The sequence below is a fragment of the Stackebrandtia albiflava genome (assembly GCF_007994225.1).
Taxonomy (GTDB): Bacteria; Actinomycetota; Actinomycetes; order Mycobacteriales; family Micromonosporaceae; genus Stackebrandtia; species Stackebrandtia albiflava.
The window spans coordinates 1,197,411-1,223,497 of the sequence record NZ_VLLL01000006.1; the positions used below are offsets into that span (position 1 = coordinate 1,197,411).

The window sequence follows — 26,087 nt, forward strand, 5'->3', positions numbered from 1 at the left end:
GAGTTCGACGCCGAACTGCTCGACGAGACCGCGATGGACCGGGTCCTCGCCGAAGCCGGGCTCGTCGCCGTGGAACGCTGGAGCCCCACCTGGACCGTCGCCGCCCGCGCCTTAGAGGCGAGCCGTCAGAGGCCGCGTCCCCGGCGGTGCAGCAGGCTCAGTACGGTCGGCACCCTGACCAGCCCCAGCGCCGCAGCGGCGCCGATGACCGCCCGCGGCTCCTTCCACTGGGAACGGGTCGCCCGGCCCGCCCACCGCAACGCCGCCCGGCGGTCACCCACCGCAGCGTGCCAACAGGACAACTGGCCGTACACCCGTGCCGCGCCCACCGGTGACCCGTGCAGTTCGGGGTGGCGGTCCAGCATCCACCGCAACGACGAGATCTTGGTGTCGTACCGGGTCTCGAAGTGCGAACCACCCCAGTGGATCTTGGCGTAGGGGGAGTCGACGTGGACGATCGGTCGGCGCCGTGCCGCCCGCAGCAGCAGGTCCCAGTCCTCGTTCTGGCTGCCCGGCGCGTCCTCGGCGACCATCCCGAGCCCGCCCAGCAGGGCATCGCGTCGCAACAGGAACGTCGAGGAGTGCAGCATCATCATCCGGGACCGCAACAGGTCCGACTGCCGGACCCGGGTCTTGCCCGCCAACCGCGGTGTCGTCCTGCCCCGGTAGGCGACGCTGATCGCACAGGTGGTCATCTCGGTACCCGGTTCCATCGCGGCGACCTGCGCGGTGAGCTTGCCGGGCAACCACACGTCGTCGTCGTCGCAGAAGGCAACCAGATCCGTGTCCACGGCGTCGATCCCGGTGTTGCGGGCACCGGCCAGGCCGGGGGTGCGCCGGTTCTTCGAGACCCGGACCGGCCGGTCGCCGTCGCACTCCAGTGAGGTGTCCGGCTTCGCCCGGTCGAACACCACGATCACCGACATCCGGCCCGGATAGCGCTGCGCGAGCACCGAGTCCAGTGCGGCTCGCATCAGGTCGGGACGGTCGTGCGTGGGTATCACCACGCCGATCGACGGCCAGTCGGTCATCGTGCGCTCCATATCGTTCGTGCGGACGTCGTCTGTCGCGGCCGTCGCCGGGACGCCTCGGCGGGCCGTACCGGGGCCGGAGCCGGGTGACTCGGGCCGGATGGTGGGAGGCCGCGTGCGGGAGGACGCCCCGCACGCGCCGGCGTCACTCCGATCGGTAGGCGGTGTGCGGATTGGCCACGCACCGCGACGGCAGCACCTCCTCGGAACCGGCGTCGCCGGACTGCCGTGGGAACGCCGAGTCCCGGCGGACGTCCGAACCCGGTTCCCGGTCGAGGTATCCGTAGCGGCCCAGCAGCGGCCGGGTGATCGCCTCCACGAGCCGCCGGTGGGAGGCCGGAAGCGCGGTCGTCCACGCGTCGTCGTGGCGTAGCGGGATACGCCCCACCGTGAACCGCATCGGGTTCCCGGCGGCGGAGTGACTGGGCCCCAGATCCGCGTAGTCGTCGCCGATGTAGCGCAGCTGCGCGGGCGTCACGGGTATCTCCGCCCACTCCGCCAGCCGCGCCACGACGCCGCGCGGATCCGACATGAGCCGTTCGTACCTGACCCGCCGCACCGGTACGCCCCTCCGCCGCAGCAGGCCGAACGCGGCGTTCTGGGCGTTCCACAGCAGGGCCGCGCGGGTGGGTGAGTAGCGGGTCATCTGGTCGCGGCTGCCGGACTCCGGGCGGGTCACCTCCTTGGTCCACGAGTAGGCGACGCCGCGCGAGTCGCGGACCACGTGGAGGACCCGCAGGTCGATGTCCGGGCACCACCGCAGGACGTACGCCAGCGACGCGTGCTTGGAGGAGTCGATGATGACGCGCGCCCGGGCGTCGGCGGCGGCGGCCGTGTAGATCCGCCGGTAGTAGTCGGCGTACTCGGTGACGAGTGAGTGTTGCTGCGGTTTGAGCTGCCTGGCGGCGAGCGCCGGGATGTGCCGGGTGCGGTCCACCGTGGCCTTGAGCCGGCAGACCCGGTCGAGGTCGAGCCGGTCCCAACCGCCGAAGGCGGTGCGCCCGATCCGCTGCCAGAACTCACACGCCGAGAACGACGCGCCGCACGCGCAGCACTCGTCGTCGCGGACGTCCCGCTCCCACAGGTGCGCCACCTCACCGAGTGGCCAGGCCCCCGGTAGCTGGCCGAGCAGTCGTTCCAGCAGTGTGGTCCCGCTGCGGCCCAGCCCTCCGATGAAGAGCACCTTGGTACGTTCTCTCGCCACTGTCATCTCGATCTTCGCCCCCGGTCGAATTCCGTCACTGTGTATAACGGCGGCGGGTACCCGATAGGACACGCCCACCGGACCGATGATTTCACCGCGGCCGCAGGTGACACGGCTTTTCACGGCGGTGTCGGGATCGGTTGGCCCGAAATCACTCCGTCACGGTGTTCCGGCGGCTAGCGTCATGCGGCGTGAGTGATACGACTACCCGAAGTGGCCACACCCTCACCAGGGTCGTGGTGGGCGGGCTGGCCTTCGACGCGGTGACCCAGGCGGAGGTCGTCGACCGGGTGCGCGCCGAGCTGCGCCGAGGTCGGGGCGGCCGGATCGTCACCCCCAACGTGGACATCCTGCGGCAGACCCGTAGGTCCCCCGAGTCGCGAGACCACGTGACGGCGGGCGACCTGGTGGTGGCGGACGGGGCTCCGCTGGTGTGGGCGTCGCGGCTGGCCGGTTCGGCACTGCCGGAGCGGGTCGCGGGTTCGGACCTGATCTGGAGCCTGAGCCGGGCGGCGGCCGAGGACGGCCGCCGGGTGTTCCTGTTGGGGGGTGCGCCCGGTGGAGACCGCGCCACGGCGGCGAGGGCGGCGGACCGGTTGATCGCGACGCTTCCCGGCCTGCACGTGGTGGGTGCGTGCAGCCCGCCCATGGGTTTCGACGCCGATCCGGCGGTTCTGCGGTCGCTGGTCGACGACATGGTGTCGGCGCGACCGGACGTGGTGTTCGTGGGCCTGGGATTCCCCAAGCAGGAGCGGGTGATCGCGCGGTTGGCGGGCGCGTTGCCGAGGGCGTGGTTCCTGGGTTGCGGTGCGGCCGTCGACTTCGTGGCGGGCAACCGGCGCCGGGCACCCCGTTGGATGCAGCGTGGTGGCCTGGAGTGGCTGCACCGGTTGGCGGCGGAACCGCGCCGGATGTTCACCCGGTACATGGTGCACGACGCGCCGGTGGCGGCGGGTCTGTTGCTCAGTAGCGGGATGCACGGGTTGCGCCGGGGCGGGCGTCCTGCCACGAGAGATTGACACATGTCCATTGATTAAGTAACCTTCTCATGGCAACTGAAAGACTTCTTAACGATTGTTTGGAAGTAACGTCATGCGAAGACTCATCCGTGCCCTCCTCATCATCGGAACCGTGCTGGTGACGGCACTCGGCCTCACCACCACCGCCCACGCCCAGACCGGACTCACCGCCGAGTTCCGTCCCGGCCCCGACTGGGGCACCGGCTACGCCGCCGACTACGTCATCACCAACGACTCCGCCGCCACGGTCTCCGGCTGGACCCTGGCCTTCACCCTGCCCGACGGCCACCGTGTCAGCGCACTGTGGAACGCCTCCTACACCGTCTCCGGACAACGCGTCACCGTCACCAACACCAGTTGGAACGGCGATATCGCACCCGGCGGCTCGCTCACCATCGGCTTCAACGTCGCCTACTCCGGGACCAACTCCCCACCCGTCGACTGCCGGATAAACGACGGCGACTGCACCGGTGGACAGGGACCCGGCGACGACACCGAACCCCCGAGCGCACCCGGAACGCCCACCGTCACCGGCACCACCGCCCGCACCGTCTCACTCCAGTGGACCGCCGCCACCGACAACGTCGGCGTCACCGGATACCAGGTCCACGTGAACGGGCAGGCCGCCACCGAGACCTCCGGCACCACCGCCACCCTCACCGGACTCACACCCGACACGTCCTACCAGGTCACGGTGCGGGCCGTCGACGCGGCCGGGAACCTCTCCCCGTTCAGCGCCGCCGCCACCGCCCGGACCGGCCCCGACTCCGGTGAACCCGGCGGCGAATACCGCAAGGTCGGCTACTTCACCCAGTGGGGCATCTACGGCCGTAACTACCTGGTCAAGGACATGGTCATCACCGGCGCCGCCGCCGACCTCACCCACATCAACTACGCCTTCGGCAACGTCAACCAGCAGGGCCGCTGCTTCATGGCCAACCAGACCGGCGTCGGCGACGCCTGGGCCGACTACCAGCGCCGGTTCACCGCCGCCGAGTCCGTCGACGGCGTCGGCGACGTGTACAACCAACCGCTGGCCGGCAACTTCAACCAGCTCAAGGAACTCAAGGAGCTCTACCCCGACCTGAAGATCATGATGTCGCTGGGCGGCTGGACCTGGTCGAAGTACTTCTCCGACGCCGCGCTCCCACAGAACCGGCAGGCGTTCGTCGCCAGCTGCATCGACCTGTTCATCAAGGGCAACCTGCCGTGCATCGGAGGCGAACCGCAGTGCGGTACCGGTGTCGCGGCGGGCGTCTTCGACGGCATCGACCTCGACTGGGAGTGGCCCGGCAGCGAAGGCAACACCGGCAACGTCATCCGCCCCGAGGACAAACAGAACTTCACCGCCCTGGTACAGGAGTTCCGAACCCAACTCGACGCACTGAGCCGACAGACCGGAGACACCTACGAACTGTCCGCCTTCCTGCCCGCCGACCCCGCCAAGATCGACGCCGGAATCGAGGTCGCCGAGGTCATGGCCGACTTCGACTTCGTCACCGTCCAGGGCTACGACCTGTACGGCGCGTGGGGCAACACCACCAACCACCAGGCGCAGATCTACTCGCCGCCGGACGACCCGTCACCCACCGGCTGGAGCGGCGACCAGGCGATCGGCACCTACCTCGCCCAGGGCGCACCCGCCGACAAACTCGTACTCGGCGTACCCGCCTACGGCCGCGGCTGGGCCGGAGTACCCAGCACCAACAACGGCCTCTACCAGACCGCGACCGGACCTGCACCCGGAACCTGGGAGAACGGCATCGAGGACTACGACGTCCTCAAGAACCGCCCCGGAACCCGGTACACCGACGCCGAGGCGATGGCCGTCTGGTTGTACGTCAACGGCCAGTTCTGGTCCTACGACGACGAGGCCACCATCCTCCAGAAGATGGACTACGTCAAGGCCAACGGCCTCGGCGGCGCCATGATCTGGTCACTCGACGGCGACGACGGCACACTGACCGGGGCCATGGCCACCGGACTCGCCTGATCCCCGCCACCACGTGCGTGGGCGGGTGCCGCACGGAGGCGCCCGCCCACGCCGCTCAACGCCTGCGCCGCGCCACGTACAACACGTCCGACGCCGCCGCCGCGCTCCACCGCCGCCGCGACGCCAGATCGTCCAGCGGCGGCGCCAGCCACGACAACGGGGCACGACTGTAGAAACCCTGCGTCAGCATCGTGAAGCCCTGCCGGGCGACCAGCTCGAAACCGTGCCGGGCGAACAGTTCCATGACGTCGGCGTGACTCAACTCCGCGAACCACCGTTTGGAGTCCGGCCGCCCGAACACCGCCTTCAGATGCCGGATCGACCCCGCGTTGCCGTGGTTCTCGCACACCAGTAGTCCGGCGTCGGCGTCGGGCAGCATCCCGGCGGCGAAGTCCATCGCCCGGTCCCGCACCGACGGGCTCGCGTTGAGCAGCAACCGGAACACCGTCACCAGCGCCGGGCGCCGGTCGTCCACCGGCAGCTCCCCGGTCGCGCCGACCAGGTGCAACCGCGCGGGAGTACGCAACTCCGCCGCCTTGGCGAGCATCGCCTCGGAGGTGTCGTAGCCGTGGGCCTCGGCCACCATCCCCGCCAGCATGCGGATCGCGCGACCCGTGCCGCACGCGAAGTCGTGCTGCACCGGCGGCTCAGGGAACGCCTCGGACACGAACCCCCGCAACCACTGCCGCTGCCGCTCCGACACCCGGGACGAGAACGTGCCCGTCGCGTAGGTCTCCTCGGAGTACTTCGCGACCGCCCCCGGATCCTTGAACACGTCGGTGTAATCGGCCCGCATCTCTTCACTCACTTCCATATCGGAGGGTTCCGGGTGGTCACGACGCCTCACGCCCCCGCATCGCCGTCACCCCTCGGTCGGACAAGACGACGCCGCGACACCAGCGCCGTGGCCGCCGTGGCCACCGCCGACACCGCGAGCGTCTCCGGCAGCGCGGTCGGGCCCCACCACGCCAGCGACACCGCCGGAACCGCGCCGAACCAGAACGCCGCGACCGCCGCCGCGAGCCCGGTACCGGTGCCGAACGGATGCAGCCGGTGCCCGGCCGCGAGCTGTACCAGCGGCACCACGTTGTTCAGCGCCAACGACACCGCCCACGCCACGGCCGCGCCCACCACGCCGTGAGCCGGGATCAGCCACAGGTTCAACACGACGTTCACCGCCAGCGCGGTGACCACGTTGTACAGTTGCCACCGCCCCCGGCCCGCCATCACCAGGACACTGTCGACGACACCGCAGCCGGTCGCCACCAGCATCCCGGCCACCAGCAGCCACACGACCGCGACACCCTGCCAGGACACGTACTCGGCACCGAACACCGACAGGTACCACGGCGCCGACCACCCCACGGCCAACAACAGCGGCCAGCAGACCAGGACGATCCAGCCCGTGGTCACCTGATACAGCGTCCGGGCGGTGGCCAGGTCACCACCGGACATGCTCGTGGCCAGCCGGGGCTGCACCGCACTGCCCACCGCCCCCGACACCAGTTGCGCCACCGTCACGAAGCGGGTCGCCACGGTGTACAACGCCGCCTCCGAGAAGCCCAGCATCGCCGCGACCAACAGGATGTCGATCCGTTGCAGCAGGAGATGCGCGGTACCCGCCACCGCCCGCGGCGAGGTGTACCGCCAGAACGCCGCCGGTGTGACCGGCGCCGACACCGGCCCCGGCGCGACGGTCCGCCGCGACCGGTCACGACGCAGCCCACGCCACCACCATCCCGCCGCCACCGCCGCAGGGACGTAGGGCAGCGCCCACGCCAGGGCCACGCCCAGCGGACCCGTCTCCAGCCACCACACCGTGACCGCCAACAGCACCAACTGGGCGAGGGTGCGGCCCAACTTGTCGACAACGACCGTCGCGCGCATCCGCTGGAAACCGCGGGTCGCGGCCAGCAGCAACTCCATCGCCACCGCCGCCGGGACGAACACCGCCAGCGCCCGCAGCACCGCCGTGTACTCCGGCCCGCCGCCCGCCTTCCAACCCGACAGCACCGGCGCGGCCGTGAACGCCACCACCGCCGTCACCGTCGAGGCCACCGCCACCGGGACCACCGCCGACCGCAACACCGTGTCCAGCCCGGCGGGGTCACCGGTACGGCACCTGGCGATCCAGTAGACCAGGCCGGTGGGGGTGCCCAGCCGCGCGAACGCGACCGCCACCAGGAACGCCGCGGTGGCCGCGAAGAACTGCCCGGCGCCGGTGGCACCCAGCCCGGCCGCCGCCAGCCAGGTGATCGCCAACCCCCCGCCACCGGCGACGGCGGCCCCCAACAGGTTGAGCAGGCCGCCCCGCGCCGTGCCGCGCAACGCCCGGTCCCGGGCGGCACGCGCGGTACGGGCGGCGGTGGCGGTCACGTCCGCCACGAAGGCGGCCCTCCCAGCCATTCGGCCAGCCGTGCGTCGTGGGGAGCGAACTCGCGCCGCAACCTGTCGTCCACCGCCTTGTTCGACGGCGCCGTGCGCGGCCGCGCGTTGTGCCTGGCGAACACCGGGTCGCCCAGCCACGGCAACCCCAGGAAGCGCAACACCCGGTCGTACACCGGTTCCGGGTCGGCGAAGAACTCGCCGCTGTCGACGACGAGGATCCGTTCCCGGGCGATAACCCGTGCGATGCGGTCGAGATGGTCGGCGTACCGGCCGCGCAGCGTGTACGCGTGATGCTGGTGGCTGAAGCTGTAATGGTGCGGATCGCGTTGCAACCGGTCGACCTCGCCGGCGAGTCGTTCCTCCTCCGCCGCCAGCGCCGCCTCGAAACTCGTCAGTTCCTCGAACCCCCGTGCCACCTCGTGGGCGTACTGGGAACGGGCCCGCTCCACCGGGTCGCGGACCAGCACGATCAGCCTCACACCCGGCAGGTCACGGGCGAAGCGTTCGGCGGCCAGCGGGTGGTACAGGTAGTACGGGCTGGACTCGAACGCCTGCGCGGCCAGGCCGGTGTGCTCGCTGATGCGCACCGCCGCCGCCCGGGTCGGGAAGTGGGCGCGATACCAGGTGATCCCGTTGTGGTAGCCGGTGTCGAAGTAGTGGATCCCCTTGTGCAGTATCGGTTTCATGATCGCCGGATGCGTGGACAGTGCCCGGTAAAGCGACGTCGTCCCGCACCGCTGCCCGCCGCACAGCAGGAAACCGGGGAGCAGCCTGCCCTGCGCGGTCATCCTCCCGTACGTGCGGGTACCCGAGTGGATGATCCGCTTCACCGGGGCGGGAACCCGTTCGGCCAGTTTCACAGCACAACGCCTCCTTCGGCCGCGACGTGACGCAGCAGCGTGGGCAGCAGCCAGCGGCCCAGCGCGCCGAGCGCCGCCCCCGCCTCTGCCTGCCGATCGGTCAGGTAACGCACCGCCAGGTCCACCAGGTACAGCAGGGCGCTGACCCGGGCGGCGGCCTCCTCGACGTCGAAGTGCCGCAACAGGTGCGGCGCCTCGGCCAGTACGGCGGCGACCGCCGTCGCCGGATCGCCCCCGGCGGTGACCATGTCGCGTTGCAGCCGGTAGTGCAACGCGTCGAATCCCATCGGGACGTCCTCGGTGAACCGTTCCAGGTCCCACAGCAGGATCTCGTCGGGGAACACCGCCATGTTCCAGGGCGTCCAGTCGCCGTGCCAGCTCCCGAACGCCAGTTCCCGGTCGGCGTGCCGCGACAGGAGCCGGGACCCGGCGTCCAGGAGTGCGGTGGCGTCGGAGTCGGTGCGCGCGGTCAGCGCGTCGAGCCGGGAACGCAACCGCTCGTGGTACCGACTGGCGCCCAGTGTGGAGCGCCGCACGCCGCGGCACTCGGCGAACTCCCGCATCGCGGCGGCGAGCCGGTCCCTCCCCGGTGGGGTCGGGCGCCGCCAACCCGGCAACGCCTCCTGCACCAGGACGGTGTTGTCGCGCCACGTCCCCGCGTGCAGGACGGCGGGCACCCGCACCCGCCGCAGATCCGCGCGCGCCAGTTCCCGCAACGCCGCCGTCTCCGCGCCGACCAGCCGGCGGGTCAGCCCGTTGACGCCCAGCTTCGCGAAACCGACGGTGGTGGCCTCGCAGTTGAGGAGCTGAAGTACCGGCTTACGGTTCGCCCGGGCCGGACCGATGTGGATGCACAGGTGGACGTCGGTGCCCAGCGCCGCCCGCAGGTACCCGTTGACGTCGCCGCAACCCGGCCCGGCGGCCACCGTGAGCCGGTCGGGCAGCAGCAGCCGGTCCACCCCGGTGACGATCGCCGACACCGCGGCGTCGCGTTTCCAGCGGGCCGACCGGCTGGCCGGCCGCGCGTAGTGCCGCAGCGCCGTCGCCGCCAGCCGCCGCGACGCCGAGGGCACCAGCACCCGGGGGCGGCGGATGTCGGGTACCGCGATGTACTCGATGGGAGTGCCGCCGGAACGGGCCGGGTACAGCGCCGTCAGCACCTCGGCGAGGTACGCGGCCCGCCGCCGTTCGTCGTCGTCGGTGGAGATCCGTTCGCTCATCGTGCCTTCCCCTCCATGGCGCGATCCCGGACGTTCCGCCACATCAACGCGTAGACCAGCATCGTGATGACCAGCGGTGCCACCAGTGCGTTGTAGTAGAACATCGATGTCAGTGACAGGACCATCACTACCGATCCAACGATCCCGACGGCGGTGTGGTCGCGGCGGAACCGCCACAGAACGGTGGCGAAGAAACCGAGATAGGCCACCGTTCCCGCGATCCCGTGGGCGAACAGCACCTGCCACAGTTGCCCGTTGCCGCCGAGGGTGCGCCCGCCGCAGCGCGGGCACTCCGGGGTCGGGCCGACCGCGATGGACTCACCGGAACCGATCGTCTTGCGGGTGGAACCGAATCCCAGGACCGGTGACTCGCCGACCGCCTCCACCGCCTCCGCGGTGGCGAAGCCCCGGCCGTCGTCGGAGTGCCCGTTGTCGAGCCGGGCCCGCACCACCTCGCCCAGCGGTGTCGTGACGATCACGCCGACCGCGAGGACGCCCGCCAGCGCCAGTACACCGATCGTCCACAACTGACCGATCACCGCGAGCCGGATCGCGACGACGACCGCGCCCACCGCCAGGTTGAACCACAGGCCCCGGTTCATCGACTGGATCACCGGGACGATCGCGACCGCCAGCAGCGCCACCGCCGCGATCCGCCACCGCCACCGCACCGGGAAGCAGAACGCCGCGACCACGACCCAGCCGACGCAGACGGCCAGGACGTTGCCCCACGTGTTGGTGTAACCCCACGGCGCGGCCGGACGGGGCGTCTCGTATCCGAGGAAGTCCATGACCTGCGCCGCCTGCGGGTGTACGAGGGACTGCACGAAGCCGTCCCGCGCGACCTTGGGCGGCAACAGGGCCTCCACCGGCGAGGTGAACTCCAGGTGCCCGGCGAAGGTGCCGAGCAGGCCGCCCGCGACGGTGACCACGGCGAGCCAGCACAACAGGTTGACCATCCGCCGGCGTGGGAACTCCCGCTCGGACAGGTTGACGGCGTACAACGCGATGACGGTGACGCATCCGTAGCCGGTCGCGCGGTACAGCGCCCCCGGCAACCGGCCCCACCAGCCCTCGGCGACGGTTCCGGCCGGGTCGACGTCCAGGGCCGACAGGCTCAACAGGACCAACAGGCAGAACACCAGCCAGACCGCGAAGCCCGGTGGCACCTCGACGTGCCGCCGCCGCCACAGCGACACCGCCATGGGGATGGCGACGATCGGGAAGATCAACGCCCCCAGGCCCAGCGCCCACCACACCGGATAGAACACGATCAGCCAGGTCAGCAGACTGCCCGGCCCGGTCAGCAGCGTGGCCGCCGACCCCGCCGGGGCACCGCCCGGCACCGGGCGCATTCCCGGTCGCGGGGCGAGGTCAGTGGTCATCGGCCGTGCCGGAACCGGCCGGGGCGCCCTGCGCGTCGACGACGGGCATCGTCTCCGTCGGGGTGTCGTCCGGCGACGGCATCACGTCACGCGGCCGGGGCCGTGGCGCCGGCCGCCGCGCGCCCTGCCGCCGGGACTGGTCCTCGTGCCGGGGCACCGTCAACGGGGCCTCGGTGGGCACACTCGAACGCGGCAGTACCACCGCGCCCAGCAGCGGGACACCGATCCGGTGCACGGCCTGGACCGCGTCGAGCACCTCGTCGACCCGGTCACGTCCACACTCGACGGCGAGGATCACGGCGTCGGCGGGACCCGCCATGAACTGGGCGTCCGCCGAGATCGACAGGGGAGCGGCGTCCACCACGACCCAGTCGGCCCGGTCCTTCAGGCGCGCGTACACCTCGCTCACCATGTCCCCGGTGGGACCGGTGGCCGTCGCGCAGCCGCCGGGGCCGATCACGTGCAGGAGCGGTTGGCGCGCCGCCGGATGCAGCGCCGCCGTCAACCGCGCCCGGTCGGCGAACACGTCGGACAGGCCCGGCACCGCGGGCACGCCGAGTTGCGAGGGCAGCGTGACGGGCCCGCCCGGGTGACTCGCCACCGCCACCACCGGATCACCGGCCCTGGCAAGGGCCGCCGCCAGGTTCGCCGACACCACGCTGGACGCGGAGCCCGGTGCGACCCCGGCGACGACGATGACCCGTGTCGTGTCGCCCATCGCCGCGGCCACCTCGTGGCGCAGCTTCCCGAACACCCGCCCGACCGGGCCGAAGGCGCCGAAGACGTCGGTCGGCTTGATCCTGAGCCGGCCCGGGAGCGTGGTCAACACCTCGACGTCGCAGCGGCGGGTGACGTCGCCCGGGTGCCATATCCGGACCGCGAACCGCATCCGGACCGCCATGACCAGCAGCGCCGCCAACAGCCCGATCGTCGCGCCGCCCGCCATGTTGACGAGGCGGTGCGGGGACGCCGCGGTGGACGGCACGTCTGCCTCGCTGATGATCTTCCCCGAGCCGACCGACTCCGCGGCGGTGCGCAACCGGCTGTTGCGGGCGGTCAGGTCGGCGATCTCGTTGTCGAGGATGTCGCGGTCGTTCTTCAGGGCCGCGTACCGGGAACTCGTGGGCTTGAGCTCGTCCATGGCGGCGCTGAGTTCGTCGCGCTGACCGCGTAGCTCGGTGAGCTCCGTGGCGGTGGCTCCGGCCTGTTCGGACAGACGGGTGTACGCCGACGTGGCGCGGTGTTCGAGGTACGCCGTCGCGAACGCCTGGGCACCGGCCCGGGCGGCACGCGGTTCGGACGCGACGAAGGTGATGTCGAGGATCGACGTGTTGGGCGGCACGGTGACCCTCACCTGGCGGGAGAGCTCGGCCGGCTCGGCGGCGCCCTCGCCCAGCCGGGTCGCGGCCAGCACCGCGACCTCGGTGGACTTGACCAGTTGCGCCTCGGTGTCCAGGTTGATCTCACCCCTGGTGCGGCCCTGCGCCAGGGAGCCCTCCTCCGCGCCGGTCGGTTGCACCAGTACCGAGGTCACGGCCTCGTACTTCTTGGGCGCCAGCGCCGAATAGCCGGCCCCGCACGCGAGCCCGACGACGGTGGCGCCGATCAGCAGCCACCGGTGACGTTTGAGGACGTCGACGTAGTCGCCGAGCGTGCGGCCGGGAACAGGGGCGGCAGTCAACGAACCCGTGGCCTTTCGTGAGGAGATGGCGAGCGAGGGCGTCGAAGGACCAACGACCTCCCACCGGCACGGACACGGCCGGATCGGCATATTGTGTCCGAACATTCACCCAAGGTCACCTATTTGGTCGGCGTGTCGGCTTGCCGACACTTGTCTGCGCCGTGTGTGCCCCGCGGGCATCCGAATGCGACGAATATCGACACTTTCGGGGTGTCGGCGTCACGAAGCCGCATATCAATGGGGTAATAGACGCAGCGAATCCGGCAACCGGCGCAGGGGGCGGCCATGGTGAGGATCGGACGGAGACGGCGCATCGCCATCGGAGCGGGCGCGGCGGCAGTCGTGCTGGCGGTGGTCACGGCCGGCTACGGGCTCGGCCTGTTCGGCGACGGCTTCGTCGCCGAGGCCGACGAGAACGGCGCCCCGGCACGCGGCGACGCCTACACCGTGAGCGGGAGACCCGAGGCGAACACCGGTGAGGCCACCGAACTGCACGTCGGCGTGTCGGAGGCGGGCGTCTCGGTCACGTACCTGCGGTTCGCGGTCGCCGACGCCGGTGTGCCCACGGCGGCCCGGCTGCGACTGGAACTCGTGGAACCCGCCGGGCACGGCCTGCTGGAGGTCACGCAGGTTGATTCGGGGTGGACGGAGACGGCGATCAACCTGCTGGAGGCGCCGCCCTTCGGCAAGGTCCTCGACACCCGCCGGGTGTCGCCGGAGACCACCACCGTCGCCTTCGACGTCACCGAGGCGGTCGTGCCCGGCCGCACGGTGGCGTTCGCGGTGACGACACCCGCCACCGGGGAGTTGTGGCGGCTGCACTCCAGGGAGGCCGACACCGGTGTCCCCCGGCTGCAACTCGAACTGCCGCCGCAGGGTGCCAGGTCCCCGGTGCCGCAGCCGTCGTCGACCACGCAGCCGACCGTCCGGCCGACCGTGCCGCCGGACGGGTTCGACGCCGAGTCCCGCGCCACCGACCAGCAGGCCGCGGCCGGCTGCGTCACCGACGCGCTGCTCGTCCCCACCTGTGGATCCCTGCTGGGCGTCGCCCCCGGCGCGCACTCCCGGGAGGACAAGACCAAGGCGTTGCTGCGGTTCGAGGCCGACACCGGCCGCCACCAGCACATCTACCACGGGTACCACCGTGGACGCGGCGAGGTGTTCCCGACCGCCGCCGAGATCGCCCTGGCGAGCGACCCGGAGCACCCCCGGGTGCTGTTCCTGAACTGGAAACCGGCAGGCGCGAGCTGGGCCGAGATCGCGGCGGGCGACCCCGCGACCGACGAGTACCTCGACGAGCTCGCCGCGCACATCGCCGAGAACTTCGACCGTCCGATGTTCTTCACGGTCCATCACGAGCCGGAGGACGACGTGCGCGACCGCGAGGGCTCCGGATACACCGCCGACGACTACGCCGCGATGTACCGCCACGTCGTCGAGCGACTGCGCGCCGGAGGGGCCGACCGGCTCGTCACCGTCATGGTCTACATGGCGTACCTGAAGTGGACGGACATGCCGTGGCACTCGCGGTTGTATCCGGGCGACGACGTGGTCGACTGGGTCGGTTGGGACACCTACGGGTACAGCGACCCCGGCCACGGACACGGCGACTTCGCCGAACTGGTGAACCGGGTCTCCGACGCCGATCCCGACTGGCCAGGCTTCTACAACTGGGCCGCCACGACGTACCCCGACAAGCCGCTGATGATCGCGGAGTGGGGGGTCTGGTACTCCGAGGACAACCCGCTGCACCAGGCCGCCGTGTTCGAGGACGCGATAGCCCAGATGTCGCACTTTCCGAGATTGAAGGCGATGGTGTACTTCGAGTCGGAGAACGCCGAGGGCCGGGACTCCCGGGTCGACGTGGAGCCGGAGGGCCTCGACTCCTACCGCAGGTTCGTCGGATCCAAACACTTCGCGGTGGACCTGCGCTGGTGACGGGCCTCGCGCCGGGACGTGTGCGGCGTCCGCACACGTCCCGATCGTCGACGGCGGGGCCTCTATAGCCGTTCGATCACCATCGCCATGCCCTGGCCGCCACCGACGCACATGGTCTCCAGCCCGTAACGGCCTCCGGTGCGCTGCAGGCCGTGCAGCAGCGTCCCGGTGATGCGCGCGCCGGTCATCCCGAACGGGTGACCGACGGCGATCGCGCCACCGTGGACGTTCAACTTCTCCAAGGGCACACCCAGGTCCCGGTAGGACGGGATCACCTGGGCCGCGAACGCCTCGTTGATCTCCACCAGGTCCATGTCGTCGACGGTGAGTCCCGCCCGGGCCAGCGCCTGCCGCGACGCCTCCACGGGGCCGATGCCCATGATCTCCGGGGACATCGCCGTCACGCCGGTCGACACGATCCTGGCCAGTGGCGTGATGCCCAGTTCGGCGGCCCTGGTGTCGCTCATGACGACGACGGCGGCGGCACCGTCGTTCAACGGGCAGCAGTTCCCGGCCGTCACCAGGCCGTTGGGCCGGAACACCGGCTTGAGGCCCGCGACGCCCTCCATCGTGACACCGGGCCGGGGGCCGTCGTCGGCGGAGACGACGGAACCGTCCGGCAGGGTGACCGGCGTGATCTCCTCGGCCCAGAAGCCGTCCGCGACGGCCTTCTCCGCGAGGTTCTGCGACCGCACCCCGAACTCGTCCATCTCCTCGCGCGTGACACCGCGCGCCCGCGCCAGGTTCTCGGCGGTCTGGCCCATCGCCAGGTAGATGTCGGGTAGTCCGCCGGCCTCGCGGGGGTCGGTCCACTCGGTGGCGCCCTCGGTGGCCTGCCGCGCGGTGCGGTGGTGCGCGTCGGCGAACACCGGGTTCTGCCAGCCGCCGCCGACCGCCTCCTGCGCCTCCGCGGGGAGGGCGTCGGAGTTGCCGCGCGAGTACCGCGACACGGTCTCCACTCCCGCCGATATGAAGACGTCGCCCTCGCCGGCCTTGATGGCGTGGAACGCCATGCGCGTGGTCTGCAGCGACGAGGCGCAGTACCGGGTGAGGGTGGCCGCGGGGAGGTGGTCGTAACCGAGCATCACGGCCACGACCCGCGCCATGTTGAACCCGGCCTCGCCGCCCGGCAGGCCGCATCCCAGATACAGGTCGTCGATGAGGGCCGGATCCAGGTCGGGCACCTTGTCGAGGGCGGCGCGTACGGCGGTGGCCGCCAGGTCGTCGGGCCGCATGTCCTTCAACGAGCCCTTGACGGCCCGTCCTATCGGAGTGCGGGCGGTGGCCACGATCACGGCTTCAGTCATGCCGCCGACTCTACCGGTGGGTAACCCGACGGTGCGTGGTACCGGCGGCCCCGGCCGGGGCGAGTGGCGACGCCGGCCGGGGCACGCACCGTTCGGTAGTCCTTCACGTCGATGCCGTTCACGGCGGCGGCCATCAGCTCGGGAACGGGGGAGTTGTCGGGGTTGCGCTCCACCGCGAGCCGCTGGTTCAGCCGGACGTACTCGCGCATCTCGGTCTCGTAGGCGCGCAGTCCCGCCGGGTCGCCCGCCGCGGCGGCCAGTTCACCGGCCGGCACGTACCCGCCCACCAGGGCGAGGCTGGTGCCCTGCCCGGTCAACGGCGAACCGCAGTAGGCGGCGTCACCGACCAGGCCGACCCGTCCGGTGCTCCACGCGGGCATGTGGATCTGCGCCATCGTGTCGAAGTAGAAGTCGGGTGCCTCGGCGGCCAGTTCCAGCAGCCGGGGGACCTCCCAGCCGATGCCGGCGAAGCCCGCGGCCAGCAGGCGCCGTTGCAGTGCGACGTCGCGGTGGTCGTATTCGAGGTCCTCGTCCTTGAATCCGATGATGGCGCGGGCCCCGCCGGGCCTGCGGGTGGTGTAGACCATCGCGGTGGTGTCGCCGAGGTGTTGCATCACCTGCCAGCGGTCCAGTCCCAGGTAGTTCGGAATGCTGAAGATGCCGATGTGGGCGTGCAGGGAGCGGATGTAGTCGGATTCGGGGCCGAACGCGATCCGCCGGGTGTGGGAGTGGAGCCCGTCGGCGCCGACGACGATGTCGAAGTCCCGCCGCAGTCCCGATTCGAAGGTGACGTGGGTACGCGAACCGGTCTGCGTGATGGCGGCGATCGAGTCGGCGAAGCGGAACTCGATCCCGTCGTCGAGTGTGCCGTGGATGATCTCGTTCAGGTCGTCGCGGAACAGTTCGAGGTCCTCGCCGTCGAGGCGTCCGCCGGAGAAGGTCTCCTCGGTGGTGCTCATCAGTTCGCGGCCGTCGGCGTCCACCACGGTCATGCCGCGGAATCCGGTGACGTGTTGCCTGATCTGCTCCAGGATGCCCATCCGTTCCACCACTGTCAGGGCGACGCCGCGGATGTCGATCGCCTGGCCGCCGGACCGCAGGCCGGGTGCCTTCTCGACGACGGTGACGGTGAAGCCGTGGCGGCGGAGCCAGTGGGCGGTGGTGAGTCCTGCGATGCTCGCGCCGGAGACGAGTACGTGTGTCATGGGTTCCCTTCCAGGTACGCCGTACGGAGCCTGTCGTCCGTGGTGGCGTCGTCGTCTGTCGTGTACACGCTACGGCGGTGAATAAGCTGGGTATCGGCATCCCTGCACTAGTACAGACGAGAGGGTTTCCGGGGCGACTTGCTGCGAAATCCGCCGTGGCGCTACGCTCTCCGCATCATCTGTACTAGTGCAGGAGTCGGCATGGAGCCACCGCCGTACCGGCGCATCGCCGCCGAGATCGCCCGCCGGGTCGCCGAGGGCGAGCTACGACCCGGCGACCGCGTCCCGTCCGTCCGGCGGATCGCCACCGAGTGGGGCGTCGCCATGGCGACCGCGACCCGGGTACTGCAGGCGTTGCGCGACGACGGGGTCGTCCGCACGGTCCCCCGGGTCGGTACCGTCGTCGCCGAACCCGCGCGGCGGCGCAGTGTGACACCCCGCCCGGCTCCGCCACCGAGGGACACGTCCGACCGGGACCGCGTCGTGCGGGCCGCCGTGGACATCGCCGACTCGGAGGGATGGGAGGCAGTGTCGATGCGCACGTTGGCGGCCCACCTCGGAATGGCCACCATGTCGCTGTACCGGCACGTCGGTAACAAGGACGACCTGCTGCTCCAGATGATCGACCACTGCTTCGCCGACTTCGCCGCACCCGTGCCGCCGCCCCGGGACTGGCGGGCGGGGCTGGTCGCGGCGGCACACCGGCTGTGGGGACTGTTCCGGGACCACCCGTGGCTGGCCTCGGTCGTGACGCTGAGCCGCGTGCAGTCGGTGCCGAACCTGTTCGGCTACACCGAGCAGGTCATGCGGGCACTCCATGAGACCACACTGGACTCCGACACCAAGCTGCTGGTCCACCTGACCGTCTACGGCTACGTCAGCGGACTCGCCGGAAGCCGGGAGGCCGAGGCCCGGGCCGAGGACGTCACGGGAGTCGACGGCGACGAGTGGATGGCAGTGCAGGAGCCCGCGATGGAGGCGCTGCTGACGTCCGGCCGGTTCCCCTGCTTCACGGAGGTCGTCGGCGGACTCGACGGCGGCTACGACCACGACCTGGACCGGATGTTCTCACTCGGCCTGGAGTCGATGCTCGACGGGATGGCCGCCCGGCTGCCCGGACTCCACCGCTGACGCACATCCGGCCCGACCGCCGCTCGCGACGAACGAGGCCCGAGAAGCCAGCGAGACCGCGTCGGACCCGCTGTTCTGTCGCGCGACGAACGAGGCCCGAGGACAGCCTCTAAGCTCATACGGTGCGTTACTCCAACACAGTCATTGACCTGATCGGCGACACCCCACTGGTGAAGCTGAACAAGGTCACCGAGGGCATCGACGCCCTCGTCCTGGCCAAGGTCGAATACGTCAATCCCGGTGGCAGCGTGAAGGACCGCATCGCCACCCGGATGATCGAAGACGCCGAGGCGGCCGGTCTGCTCAGACCCGGCGGCACCATCGTCGAGCCCACCAGCGGCAACACCGGTGTCGGCCTGGCGATGGTCGCGCAGCAGAAGGGATACGACTGCGTCTTCGTCTGCCCCGACAAGGTCTCCGAGGACAAGCAGAACGTGCTGCGGGCGTACGGCGCCCGGGTCGAGGTCTGCCCGACCGCGGTCGCGCCCGAGGACCCCCGCTCGTACTACAGCGTCTCGGACCGGCTGGTCAAGGAGATCCCCGGAGCCTGGAAGCCCGACCAGTACTCCAACCCCGCCAACCCGCGTTCCCACTACGAGACCACCGGTCCGGAACTGTGGGACCAGACCGAGGGGCGGATCACCCACTTCGTCGCCGGCGTCGGCACCGGCGGGACGATCTCCGGCACCGGCCGGTACCTGAAGGACCAGGGCGACGTCAAGGTCATCGGCGCCGACCCGGAGGGCTCGGTGTACTCCGGCGGCACCGGCCGGCCCTACCTGGTCGAGGGCGTCGGTGAGGACTTCTGGCCCGCCAACTACGACCGCGACATCTGCGACCGGATCATCGAGGTGACCGACGCGGACTCCTTCGCCATGACCCGCCGCCTCGCCCGCGAGGAGGGGCTGCTGGTCGGCGGCTCCTGCGGCATGGCGGTCGTCGCGGCACTGGAGGTCGCGCGGGAGGCCGGACCCGACGACGTCGTCGTGGTGCTCCTGCCCGACGGCGGCCGAGGCTACCTGTCGAAGATCTTCAACGACGGCTGGCTCACCGAGTACGGCTTCATGACCGCCGGGAACGTGGACACCACGGTCTCGGACGTGCTGGCGGGCAAGAGCAGCAGCCTGCCCGAGCTGGTCCACGTCCACCCCAACGACACCGTCCGGGACGCCATCGGCATCCTGCGCGAGTACGGGGTGTCCCAGATGCCGGTCCTGAAGGCCGAACCGCCCGTGGTGACGGGGGAGATCGCCGGGGCCGTCGCCGAACGGGACCTGTTGGACGCGTTGTTCTCCGGCGCGGCGGCGCTCCACGACCCGGTCGAGCGGCACATCGGCGCGGCGTTGCCGATGATCGGCGGCGGTGAGCCGGTCGGGCGTGCCGTCGACCTGCTGGCGAAGGACGACGCGGCGGTGGTGCTGGTGGACGGCAAGCCGCGCGGCATCGTCACCCGCCAGGACCTGCTGACCTACCTGCAGGGCCGCTGACCCGCCGTCCTCGGCCGGTCGCACCCGCGTGACGGCTCGGCGGCCCGGTCTCGGCCGGGCCGCCCTGCCGTCACAGACGGTCGAGCCAGTCACCTTCACCGAAGGCGCGCAGGGCCGCGACGCCGGTCGCGATCGCGGCCTTGTCCCGCACCGCGACCGCCCGGTACAGCGCGAAGTACGCGGCGGTCGTCTCACCGTCGGTCCCGGCCGGCTTCCCGGACGGCGCGGGCACGACCTGGGACGGTTCGTACGTGGTGCCGCGCCGGAACCGGGATCGCCGCACGCCGCAGAGCAGGATCGCCTTGCGCAGCAGCAGTCGCGCCTCCTCGTGCCGGCCCGCGACGGCCGCGGCGCGTGCCAGCACGGCCACGGCCGTGGGCATCTGGTGGCAGCTCTTCGGACTGTCCAGCCACAGTTGACCGATCCGTTCACGGTCGGCGGGATCGTCGGGCAGTTCGGCCAACTCCCGCCACAGCTCGACGTGACGCCACAGGCCCGCCCGCAGCGAGTCCTCCAGCACCGCCGCGGCGGCGTCCCGGCCGCCGTCCCGTAGGGCGGTGCGGGCCAGTTCGAGCCTGGCCTCGGCGAGTCGCCGCCGGGGTTCGCCCGGTTCCGGAAGCGGAATCAGGCTGGTGTCGGTCATCTGGTAGCCGGTCATTCTCCGCCCTCCCGTGGTTGCGCGGTGAGATCGATTCGATGTGGAAGGCCCGGCCGGGGGGTTCCGGTCGTCGGGTCGATGGGCGCGGAACCGCCGTGAACGGGCTGGTCGTACCGGACGGGCGATGGCACGACCGCGTGGCCGGGTGCCGGCGGCCGGGCTCTACGGTACGGCATATCGTCCTCAATGGGTTGAACCATCCGGCGCCCGGTGGCCCGGTCGGGGGCTTCTGCATTACAGACAGGTTCGGGACGCCGGGAGGTAATCGTCCGAACCGGTGGTGTATCCCGGCTGAACAGTCGTTGACCGGTCGGGTGCCGCCCGCCGTGGGCACGCGGGAATCCGCGTTCATCGATGTATCGGGAATCGCCGGGCCGCCCGCCGGCCGCCCGTCACGGGTGGACGACCGCCTCGGCCAACCGGGAGGACAACGCCGCCGCGGTCTGTTGCGCCGTCTCCCCGGTGGAGTCCCACCACAACCCCCACCGTGGTGTCTCCTCGCGCAACGCCGACATCAGCAGTTCCGGCGTGATCCGGTCGGTGTACCCGGTCTTGTCGCGGGCCGTCTCTCGCGCGACCACGGTGGCGTGGTCCGGGTCGAGCACGATGAGGTGGACCGGGCCGGCGGCCATCTCCAGCACGTCCGGCAGGGTTGCGCCGAAGATGTTGTCGGTGAAGACCGCGTCGAAACCCGCGTCCCGGTACACCCGCGCCACCGCCAGGCTCCCCCGGTACCGCAGGTACAACTGCTCGGTCGCGCCGGGCGGCGGTGGGACGTCGTAGGGAATCTCCCCCGAGACCACGAAACGGTGCACCGCGTCGCCGTCGACGTGTACCGCCCGGGGAAGCAGCCCCGCCAGCGCACGCCCCACCGTCGTCTTGCCCGCCGCCTGTACGCCCGTGATGATGATCAACCGTCCGGTCACCGCTAGACCATACGAGAACGGTGACCGGACGGGCCAACCGTTATCCGGTGAACGCCGCGGCGTGACGCGCCGCCCAGTCGGCGAACCGGTTCGCGGGCCGCCCCGTCACCCGCGCGACCGTGGGGGACACCGTGTACGCCTCCGGTGGCGGATCGGCGTGCCAACCCACCACGAACTCGGCGTTCTCGCGGTCCACGCCCTCGTCCAGCAACCGTCGCAGCGCCTGTCCCCGGTCGAGTTCGACGAATCGGATCGGCCGACCGACCGCCTCACTCAGGATCCGCACCCTGTCGGGGACGGTCAACGGCTCCGGACCGGTCATCGTGTACCGCCTGCCGTGGTGCCCCGGTTCGGTCAGCGCCTTCGCCGCGACGGCCGCGATGTCGGCCTCGTCGATCACCGCGCTGCGCACCTCGGGGAACGCCTCACGTACCGTGCCGTCCCGCCGGACCGAATCCGCCCAGGTCAACGCGTTCGACATGAACTCCTGCGGTTGCAGCATCGTCCACTCCATACCGGACGCCTCCACCGCGGCCTCGACGCCGCCGGAGAAGCCGCTCCACAGCACCGTCACACGCTCCACCCCGGAACGCTCCGCGAGCGCCGCGATCTCGGGGCCGGTCCGCAGGGGAGTGCCCTCCTCGCCCGAGAGCGTGATCAGGTGCAGCGCGGTCACGCCGTCGAACGCGGCGGCCAGGCCGTCCGGCCGGGTCAGGTCGCCGCCGACCACCTCCACCCCCTCGGGTGGCACCGCGCGGGACGGGTCGCGGGTGAGTGCCCGAACCCGTCGCCCCTCGGCGGCCAGCCGTGCCACCAGTTCCCGCCCCACGTTGCCGGTCGCCCCGGCCACCAGAATCGTCATCTCGACCTCCGAATCTCGTCCCGGCGTCCGCCGGTGACTCCACCATGCGGGCGGGGGGTTCCGGTCGGGTTCCGGTCCGGCACCCGGATCCGGCCCACCGCGCCCGGCGTGTGGCAGGCTGAGGTCACCATCGTGGAAGGGCATCCGATGATCTTCATCGTCGTCAAGTTCACCGTCCGCCCGGAGTTCCGGGACCAGTGGCTGGACCGGCTGTCCGGCTTCACCGAGGCGACCCGCCGGGAGCCGGGCAACCTGTGGTTCGAGTGGTCTCGCAGCGTCGACGACCCGGACAGGTTCGTGCTCCTGGAGGCGTTCCACGAGGACGCGGCGGCGGCGCACGTCGAATCCGACCACTTCGCCGAGGCGATGCGGATCATGCCGACGATGCTGGCCGAGACGCCCGACATCGTGAACGTGACGACACCCGGCGAGGGCTGGTCGAAGATGGCGGAGTTGACGGTGACGCCCGGTTAGCGGCGGCCGGTGGGCGTGACACCCGGCGGGAACGGGTAGGCACAGGCATCCCGACGACGAGACGGAGGTGCCATGGCCGTCGGACTGGCGTTGGCCTCGGCGGCCGTGTACGGGCTCGTCGACTTCTTCTCGGGCGTGCTGTCGCGGCGGGCGAGCCCCGCGTTCATCGCGGTCGTCGGTCAGGGCGGCGCCTTCGCGGTGGGGTGCCTCGTCGCGCTGCTCCTACCGGCCACCGAGGTGGGATGGCCCGACCTGGCCTGGGGTGTCGCGTCCGGGATCGGATCCGGCTTCGGGATGCTGTTCCTGATGCGCGGGACCCGCCGGGGCGCGGTGAGTGTGGTGGTCGCGTTGAGCGCCGTCGGCGGAATCACGCTTCCGGTGCTGGCCGGTGTCCTGCTGCTGGGTGACCGTCCCTCGATCACCGCGTGGCTGGGCATCCTCGCCGCCCTGCCGGCACTGTGGCTGGTGTCCCGGACCGGCGACGACCCCGCCGGCGCGGCCGGCGTCCCCGACGCACTCGTCGCGGCGGCCGCCTTCGCCCTGCAGTACTTCGCGTTGGCGCAGGCCGACGCCGCCGCCGGCCTGTGGCCGGTGGTGGTGGGAAGACTGGCGGCCGCGGTGGCACTGACCCCGACCCTGCGTTCCGTCCGCGCCGACGGCGGTGCCGACCGCGTGACCGCACTGTGGGCGGTCCTGGTGGGCGTGGGAGCGGCCGTCGGACTGGCCCTGTACATGGTGGCGAGCCAGGTGGGCATGCTGTCGATCGTGGTGGTGCTCGCGTCGCTGTACCCGGTGCTTCCGGTGCTTTTGGGCGTGGTGGTCCTGCGGGAGCGGCTGCGCTGGCCGCAACGGCTGGGCCTGGTGGCGGCCCTCGCCGCGACGGTGTTGCTCGGCCTCGGGTGACTGCCGGTCAGCCGAGCCGGGCCGGCGGCCGGATCCGGCGGCGGTCGCCCGGCGCCGGCAGGTGGAGCCGTCGTCCCGGCGCACCGGCACGGCCGAGGTCCCTGCGGTCGAACTCCACCGGCAAGGCGGTGAGGCCCCGCAGTACGAAGTTCTCCCGGTACGTGACCGGACCCGCCAGCCGCCCGCCCATGCGCGCCAGCGCGGTGAAGGCGATCCTGCCCTCCATCCTGGCCAGCGCGGCACCGACGCAGAAGTGCGGCCCGTAACCGAAACCCAGTGTCGGGCGGGCGGCTCGCCGGATGTCGAGCCGGTGCGGTTCCGGGACGCGCCTCGGATCGTGGTTGGCGGCGGCGATCATCACCGTCACCGGTTCCCCCGCCGGTGCGATCAGGTCACCGACGACGGTGTCACGCTGCGGAACCCGGAACGCGACCTGCGCGGGACCGTCGAAACGCAACAACTCCTCGACGGCGTTGCCGACGACGTCGGGTCGTTCGGTCAGCAGCCGCAACTGGCCGGGGTGCCGCAACAACGCGAGGTAGCCGTTGCCGATCAGGTTGGCGACGGTCTCGTGACCGGCGCTCATGATCAACGTGCACAGGCCGGGGAGCCTCGCCACCGGCAGCTCCGGGTCGGCGGCCAGCGCCGATATGAGGTCGTCGGCGGGTCGTCGCCGCCGGAACCTCGCGAGTTCCCGGAAGTACGCGAACGCGGACTCCCGGGCGTCGTCGCGCGCGTCGCGTTGCGTGGGCGTCAACAGGACGTCGGGGTCCAGGCCGCGTGCCAGCGCCTCGGTCCAGCCGCGCAGCATCGCGTGGTCACCCTCGGGCAGGCCGAGCAGTTCACCGATCACGGCCAGCGGCAACCTGAACGCGAACTCCGACATGAGTTCCACCCTGCCGTGCAGCGGCGCCAGCAGATCGGTGACGTGATGGCGTACCCGCGCCTCCAGTCTGGCGACCACGCGGGGTGTGAACGCGCCGGTCACGACACGGCGAAGCCGGTCGTGCTGCGGCGGATTCATGAACAGGAACGACAGCGCGGGCGTGTGCCTGACGAGGCGGCGCACGTCGGTGGTCAACTGCCGCATCCCACCGGTGTGCACGTGCGGGTCGCGAAGCAGCGCCGCCGACTCCTCGTAACCCACGGTGTACAGCCATCCGCCCGGAGCCCGGCCGACCGGCCCCTTCTCGTGCAGCCGCCGGTAATGCGGGTAGGGGTCGCGGACGAACCCCGGATCGAACGGGTCGAACGGCAGGCTCTCCCGGTACCCCGGCTCGCAGGTGACGGTCATGCCGGGGTCTCCGCGGGCCGGCGGCGGTGTGACCGCAGGGCGTAGTCGACGTCCTTCCGCAGGAACCGGCGCAGTGCCCCGGCGTCCGGTGCGGCGGGCGTGCCGGGGACGGTGCCCAGCGAGGTGGGGAACGGCGTGTCACTCAACGGGAGCGCGCCGGCGAACATGTTGCCCAGCCCCCGCCGGGTGCGGGCGTCCAGCGAGTCCCACCCCGGGTAGTCCCGCGCGTCGGTGCCGAACGGGTCGAGGAACCGCGGCGTGGTGAACCGGCCGCCGGAGGCGGTGACGGAGGCGCCGATCTCGGCGACGACCTCCGCCGCGGTCAGTGCGGCCGGTCCGGCGGTCGCCCAGTACTCGGTCGGGACGCGTTCTCCCGCCGCCGCCGCCGACACCAACCCCGTCAACGCCGCCGCCAGGACGTCTCGCGGGATCATGTCGACCCGGTGATCGGGCCGCAGGAACACCGCGGGGAGGTCGCCGGTGGCGATCATCCGCAGTACGAGGTGCGCGTTCTGGGTGGCGGGCATGTCACCTTCGACGGTGTCGGCCATGACCGCCGAGGGACGCACCACACAGTACGGTCGCCCGCACCGGCGGACGACCTCCTCGGCGGCGGCCTTGGACGCCAGGTAGACCGACGGTCGCGCGTCACCGGCGGGGACCGCCGGTTCCCGCGCGGCGGCGGCCTCCCGGTCTCGGACGTAGGCCGACGACACGTACACCAGGGGACACCCGGCGGCCTCGGCCAGCGCCGTCAGCTCGGCGGTGCCGCCGACGTTGACCGCCGTCAACTCCGGCTCCGGTGCCGTGTAGCGGACGTCGCCGGCGGCGTGCAGGACGACGTCGGCGCGTGCGGCGAGCCGGTCGCGGACGGCCTCGGTCAGGCCGAGCCCGGTGACGGACAGGTCGATGGGGATCTGTTCGCAGTCGGCGTCGAGGACTCGCCTGCCGCGCAGCGCGATCACCTCGAACCGCGTGGCCAGCAGCCGGTACAGGGCCGATCCGACGACACCGGACAAGCCGGTGACCACAATGGTGGGACGCATTCGGTGGATCCTCGTGTTCTTCGCGGACGGGCGGGGCCGGGCGGCCCCTCCCCGGTGCGACCCGGGGCGGGGCGG

The 26,087-nt window shown here is 71.3% G+C and carries 22 protein-coding genes; 7 read left to right on the forward strand and 15 right to left on the reverse strand.

What is annotated here, in order from left to right; all coding sequences use genetic code 11:
* Positions 1-125: 125 nt before the first annotated feature.
* Entirely contained in the window at positions 126-1,031 is a 906-nt protein-coding gene (locus LX16_RS16455; RefSeq protein ID WP_147139821.1) for a glycosyltransferase family 2 protein, read from the reverse strand.
* Positions 1,032-1,176: 145 nt separating this feature from the next.
* Complete coding sequence (locus LX16_RS16460; RefSeq protein WP_147139823.1) at positions 1,177-2,241, reverse strand: sulfotransferase; 1,065 nt, start codon at positions 2,239-2,241, stop codon at positions 1,177-1,179.
* Between the two features lie 185 nt (positions 2,242-2,426).
* Between LX16_RS16460 and LX16_RS16465 the strand changes: the two genes are divergently transcribed.
* Both LX16_RS16465 and LX16_RS16470 read left to right on the forward strand, forming a co-directional pair.
* On the forward strand, positions 2,427-3,254 hold the full coding sequence (locus tag LX16_RS16465) for a WecB/TagA/CpsF family glycosyltransferase (RefSeq protein ID WP_147139825.1): 828 nt from the start codon (positions 2,427-2,429) through the stop codon (positions 3,252-3,254).
* A 73-nt stretch (positions 3,255-3,327) separates the two neighbouring features.
* On the forward strand, positions 3,328-5,247 hold the full coding sequence (locus tag LX16_RS16470; protein ID WP_211354533.1) for a glycoside hydrolase family 18 chitinase: 1,920 nt from the start codon (positions 3,328-3,330) through the stop codon (positions 5,245-5,247).
* Positions 5,248-5,302: 55 nt separating this feature from the next.
* On the opposite strand, the gene LX16_RS16475 is transcribed toward LX16_RS16470, so the two are convergent.
* The 6 genes from LX16_RS16475 to LX16_RS16500 all read right to left on the reverse strand — a co-directional run bounded on the left by LX16_RS16475 (position 5,303) and on the right by LX16_RS16500 (position 12,781).
* Entirely contained in the window at positions 5,303-6,055 is a 753-nt protein-coding gene (locus LX16_RS16475; RefSeq protein WP_211354534.1) for a class I SAM-dependent methyltransferase, read from the reverse strand.
* Positions 6,056-6,090: 35 nt separating this feature from the next.
* Positions 6,091-7,653 carry a lipopolysaccharide biosynthesis protein gene (locus LX16_RS16480; RefSeq protein WP_147139829.1) on the reverse strand — a complete coding sequence of 521 codons (1,563 nt, stop codon included), beginning with the start codon at positions 7,651-7,653 and terminating at the stop codon, positions 6,091-6,093.
* Positions 7,620-8,423, reverse strand: a complete 804-nt coding sequence (locus tag LX16_RS16485) for a sulfotransferase domain-containing protein (RefSeq protein WP_147140833.1) — start codon at positions 8,421-8,423, stop codon at positions 7,620-7,622. The genes LX16_RS16480 and LX16_RS16485 overlap by 34 nt, the downstream gene beginning before the upstream one ends.
* A gap of 68 nt (positions 8,424-8,491) precedes the next feature.
* Entirely contained in the window at positions 8,492-9,715 is a 1,224-nt protein-coding gene (locus LX16_RS16490; protein ID WP_147139831.1) for a fructosamine kinase family protein, read from the reverse strand.
* A complete protein-coding gene (locus LX16_RS16495) occupies positions 9,712-11,100 on the reverse strand; it encodes an O-antigen ligase family protein (protein WP_244615852.1) in 1,389 nt (462 codons plus the stop codon). Before LX16_RS16495 ends, LX16_RS16490 begins: the two co-directional genes overlap by 4 nt.
* Positions 11,090-12,781, reverse strand: coding sequence for a Wzz/FepE/Etk N-terminal domain-containing protein (locus tag LX16_RS16500; protein ID WP_158645633.1), 1,692 nt, complete (start codon positions 12,779-12,781; stop codon positions 11,090-11,092). Before LX16_RS16500 ends, LX16_RS16495 begins: the two co-directional genes overlap by 11 nt.
* Before the next feature lie 285 nt (positions 12,782-13,066).
* Here LX16_RS16500 and LX16_RS16505 point away from each other — a divergent pair, with 285 nt between their 5' ends.
* Positions 13,067-14,719, forward strand: coding sequence for a CBM96 family carbohydrate-binding protein (locus LX16_RS16505; protein WP_147139835.1), 1,653 nt, complete (start codon positions 13,067-13,069; stop codon positions 14,717-14,719).
* Positions 14,720-14,781: 62 nt separating this feature from the next.
* Here LX16_RS16505 and LX16_RS16510 read toward each other — a convergent pair whose 3' ends face one another.
* Both LX16_RS16510 and LX16_RS16515 read right to left on the reverse strand, forming a co-directional pair.
* A complete protein-coding gene (locus tag LX16_RS16510; protein ID WP_147139837.1) occupies positions 14,782-16,026 on the reverse strand; it encodes an acetyl-CoA C-acetyltransferase in 1,245 nt (414 codons plus the stop codon).
* Positions 16,023-17,231, reverse strand: a complete 1,209-nt coding sequence (locus LX16_RS16515) for an FAD-dependent monooxygenase (RefSeq protein ID WP_147139838.1) — start codon at positions 17,229-17,231, stop codon at positions 16,023-16,025. The genes LX16_RS16510 and LX16_RS16515 overlap by 4 nt, the downstream gene beginning before the upstream one ends.
* Before the next feature lie 201 nt (positions 17,232-17,432).
* Here LX16_RS16515 and LX16_RS16520 point away from each other — a divergent pair, with 201 nt between their 5' ends.
* Positions 17,433-18,362 (forward strand): TetR/AcrR family transcriptional regulator C-terminal domain-containing protein, encoded by a 930-nt coding sequence (locus LX16_RS16520; protein WP_147139840.1) that lies wholly within the window; start codon positions 17,433-17,435, stop codon positions 18,360-18,362.
* Positions 18,363-18,484: 122 nt separating this feature from the next.
* Positions 18,485-19,849 (forward strand): cystathionine beta-synthase, encoded by a 1,365-nt coding sequence (locus tag LX16_RS16525; RefSeq protein ID WP_147139842.1) that lies wholly within the window; start codon positions 18,485-18,487, stop codon positions 19,847-19,849.
* Between the two features lie 70 nt (positions 19,850-19,919).
* Here LX16_RS16525 and LX16_RS16530 read toward each other — a convergent pair whose 3' ends face one another.
* The 3 genes from LX16_RS16530 to LX16_RS16540 all read right to left on the reverse strand — a co-directional run bounded on the left by LX16_RS16530 (position 19,920) and on the right by LX16_RS16540 (position 22,295).
* A complete protein-coding gene (locus LX16_RS16530; RefSeq protein ID WP_147139844.1) occupies positions 19,920-20,507 on the reverse strand; it encodes a hypothetical protein in 588 nt (195 codons plus the stop codon).
* Between the two features lie 392 nt (positions 20,508-20,899).
* Positions 20,900-21,433, reverse strand: coding sequence for a P-loop nucleotide/nucleoside kinase family protein (locus LX16_RS16535; protein WP_147139846.1), 534 nt, complete (start codon positions 21,431-21,433; stop codon positions 20,900-20,902).
* 40 nt (positions 21,434-21,473) lie between these two features.
* Complete coding sequence (locus LX16_RS16540; RefSeq protein ID WP_147139848.1) at positions 21,474-22,295, reverse strand: NmrA family NAD(P)-binding protein; 822 nt, start codon at positions 22,293-22,295, stop codon at positions 21,474-21,476.
* Positions 22,296-22,442: 147 nt separating this feature from the next.
* Between LX16_RS16540 and LX16_RS16545 the strand changes: the two genes are divergently transcribed.
* Positions 22,443-22,769, forward strand: coding sequence for a putative quinol monooxygenase (locus tag LX16_RS16545; protein WP_147140836.1), 327 nt, complete (start codon positions 22,443-22,445; stop codon positions 22,767-22,769).
* A gap of 72 nt (positions 22,770-22,841) precedes the next feature.
* Positions 22,842-23,672 carry an EamA family transporter gene (locus tag LX16_RS16550; RefSeq protein ID WP_147139850.1) on the forward strand — a complete coding sequence of 277 codons (831 nt, stop codon included), beginning with the start codon at positions 22,842-22,844 and terminating at the stop codon, positions 23,670-23,672.
* Between the two features lie 7 nt (positions 23,673-23,679).
* Here LX16_RS16550 and LX16_RS16555 read toward each other — a convergent pair whose 3' ends face one another.
* Both LX16_RS16555 and LX16_RS16560 read right to left on the reverse strand, forming a co-directional pair.
* Complete coding sequence (locus LX16_RS16555) at positions 23,680-24,966, reverse strand: cytochrome P450 (RefSeq protein WP_147139852.1); 1,287 nt, start codon at positions 24,964-24,966, stop codon at positions 23,680-23,682.
* Positions 24,963-26,012: an SDR family oxidoreductase gene (locus LX16_RS16560; RefSeq protein WP_147139854.1), complete on the reverse strand. Its 1,050-nt coding sequence runs from the start codon at positions 26,010-26,012 to the stop codon at positions 24,963-24,965. The genes LX16_RS16555 and LX16_RS16560 overlap by 4 nt, the downstream gene beginning before the upstream one ends.
* Positions 26,013-26,087 lie beyond the last annotated feature (75 nt).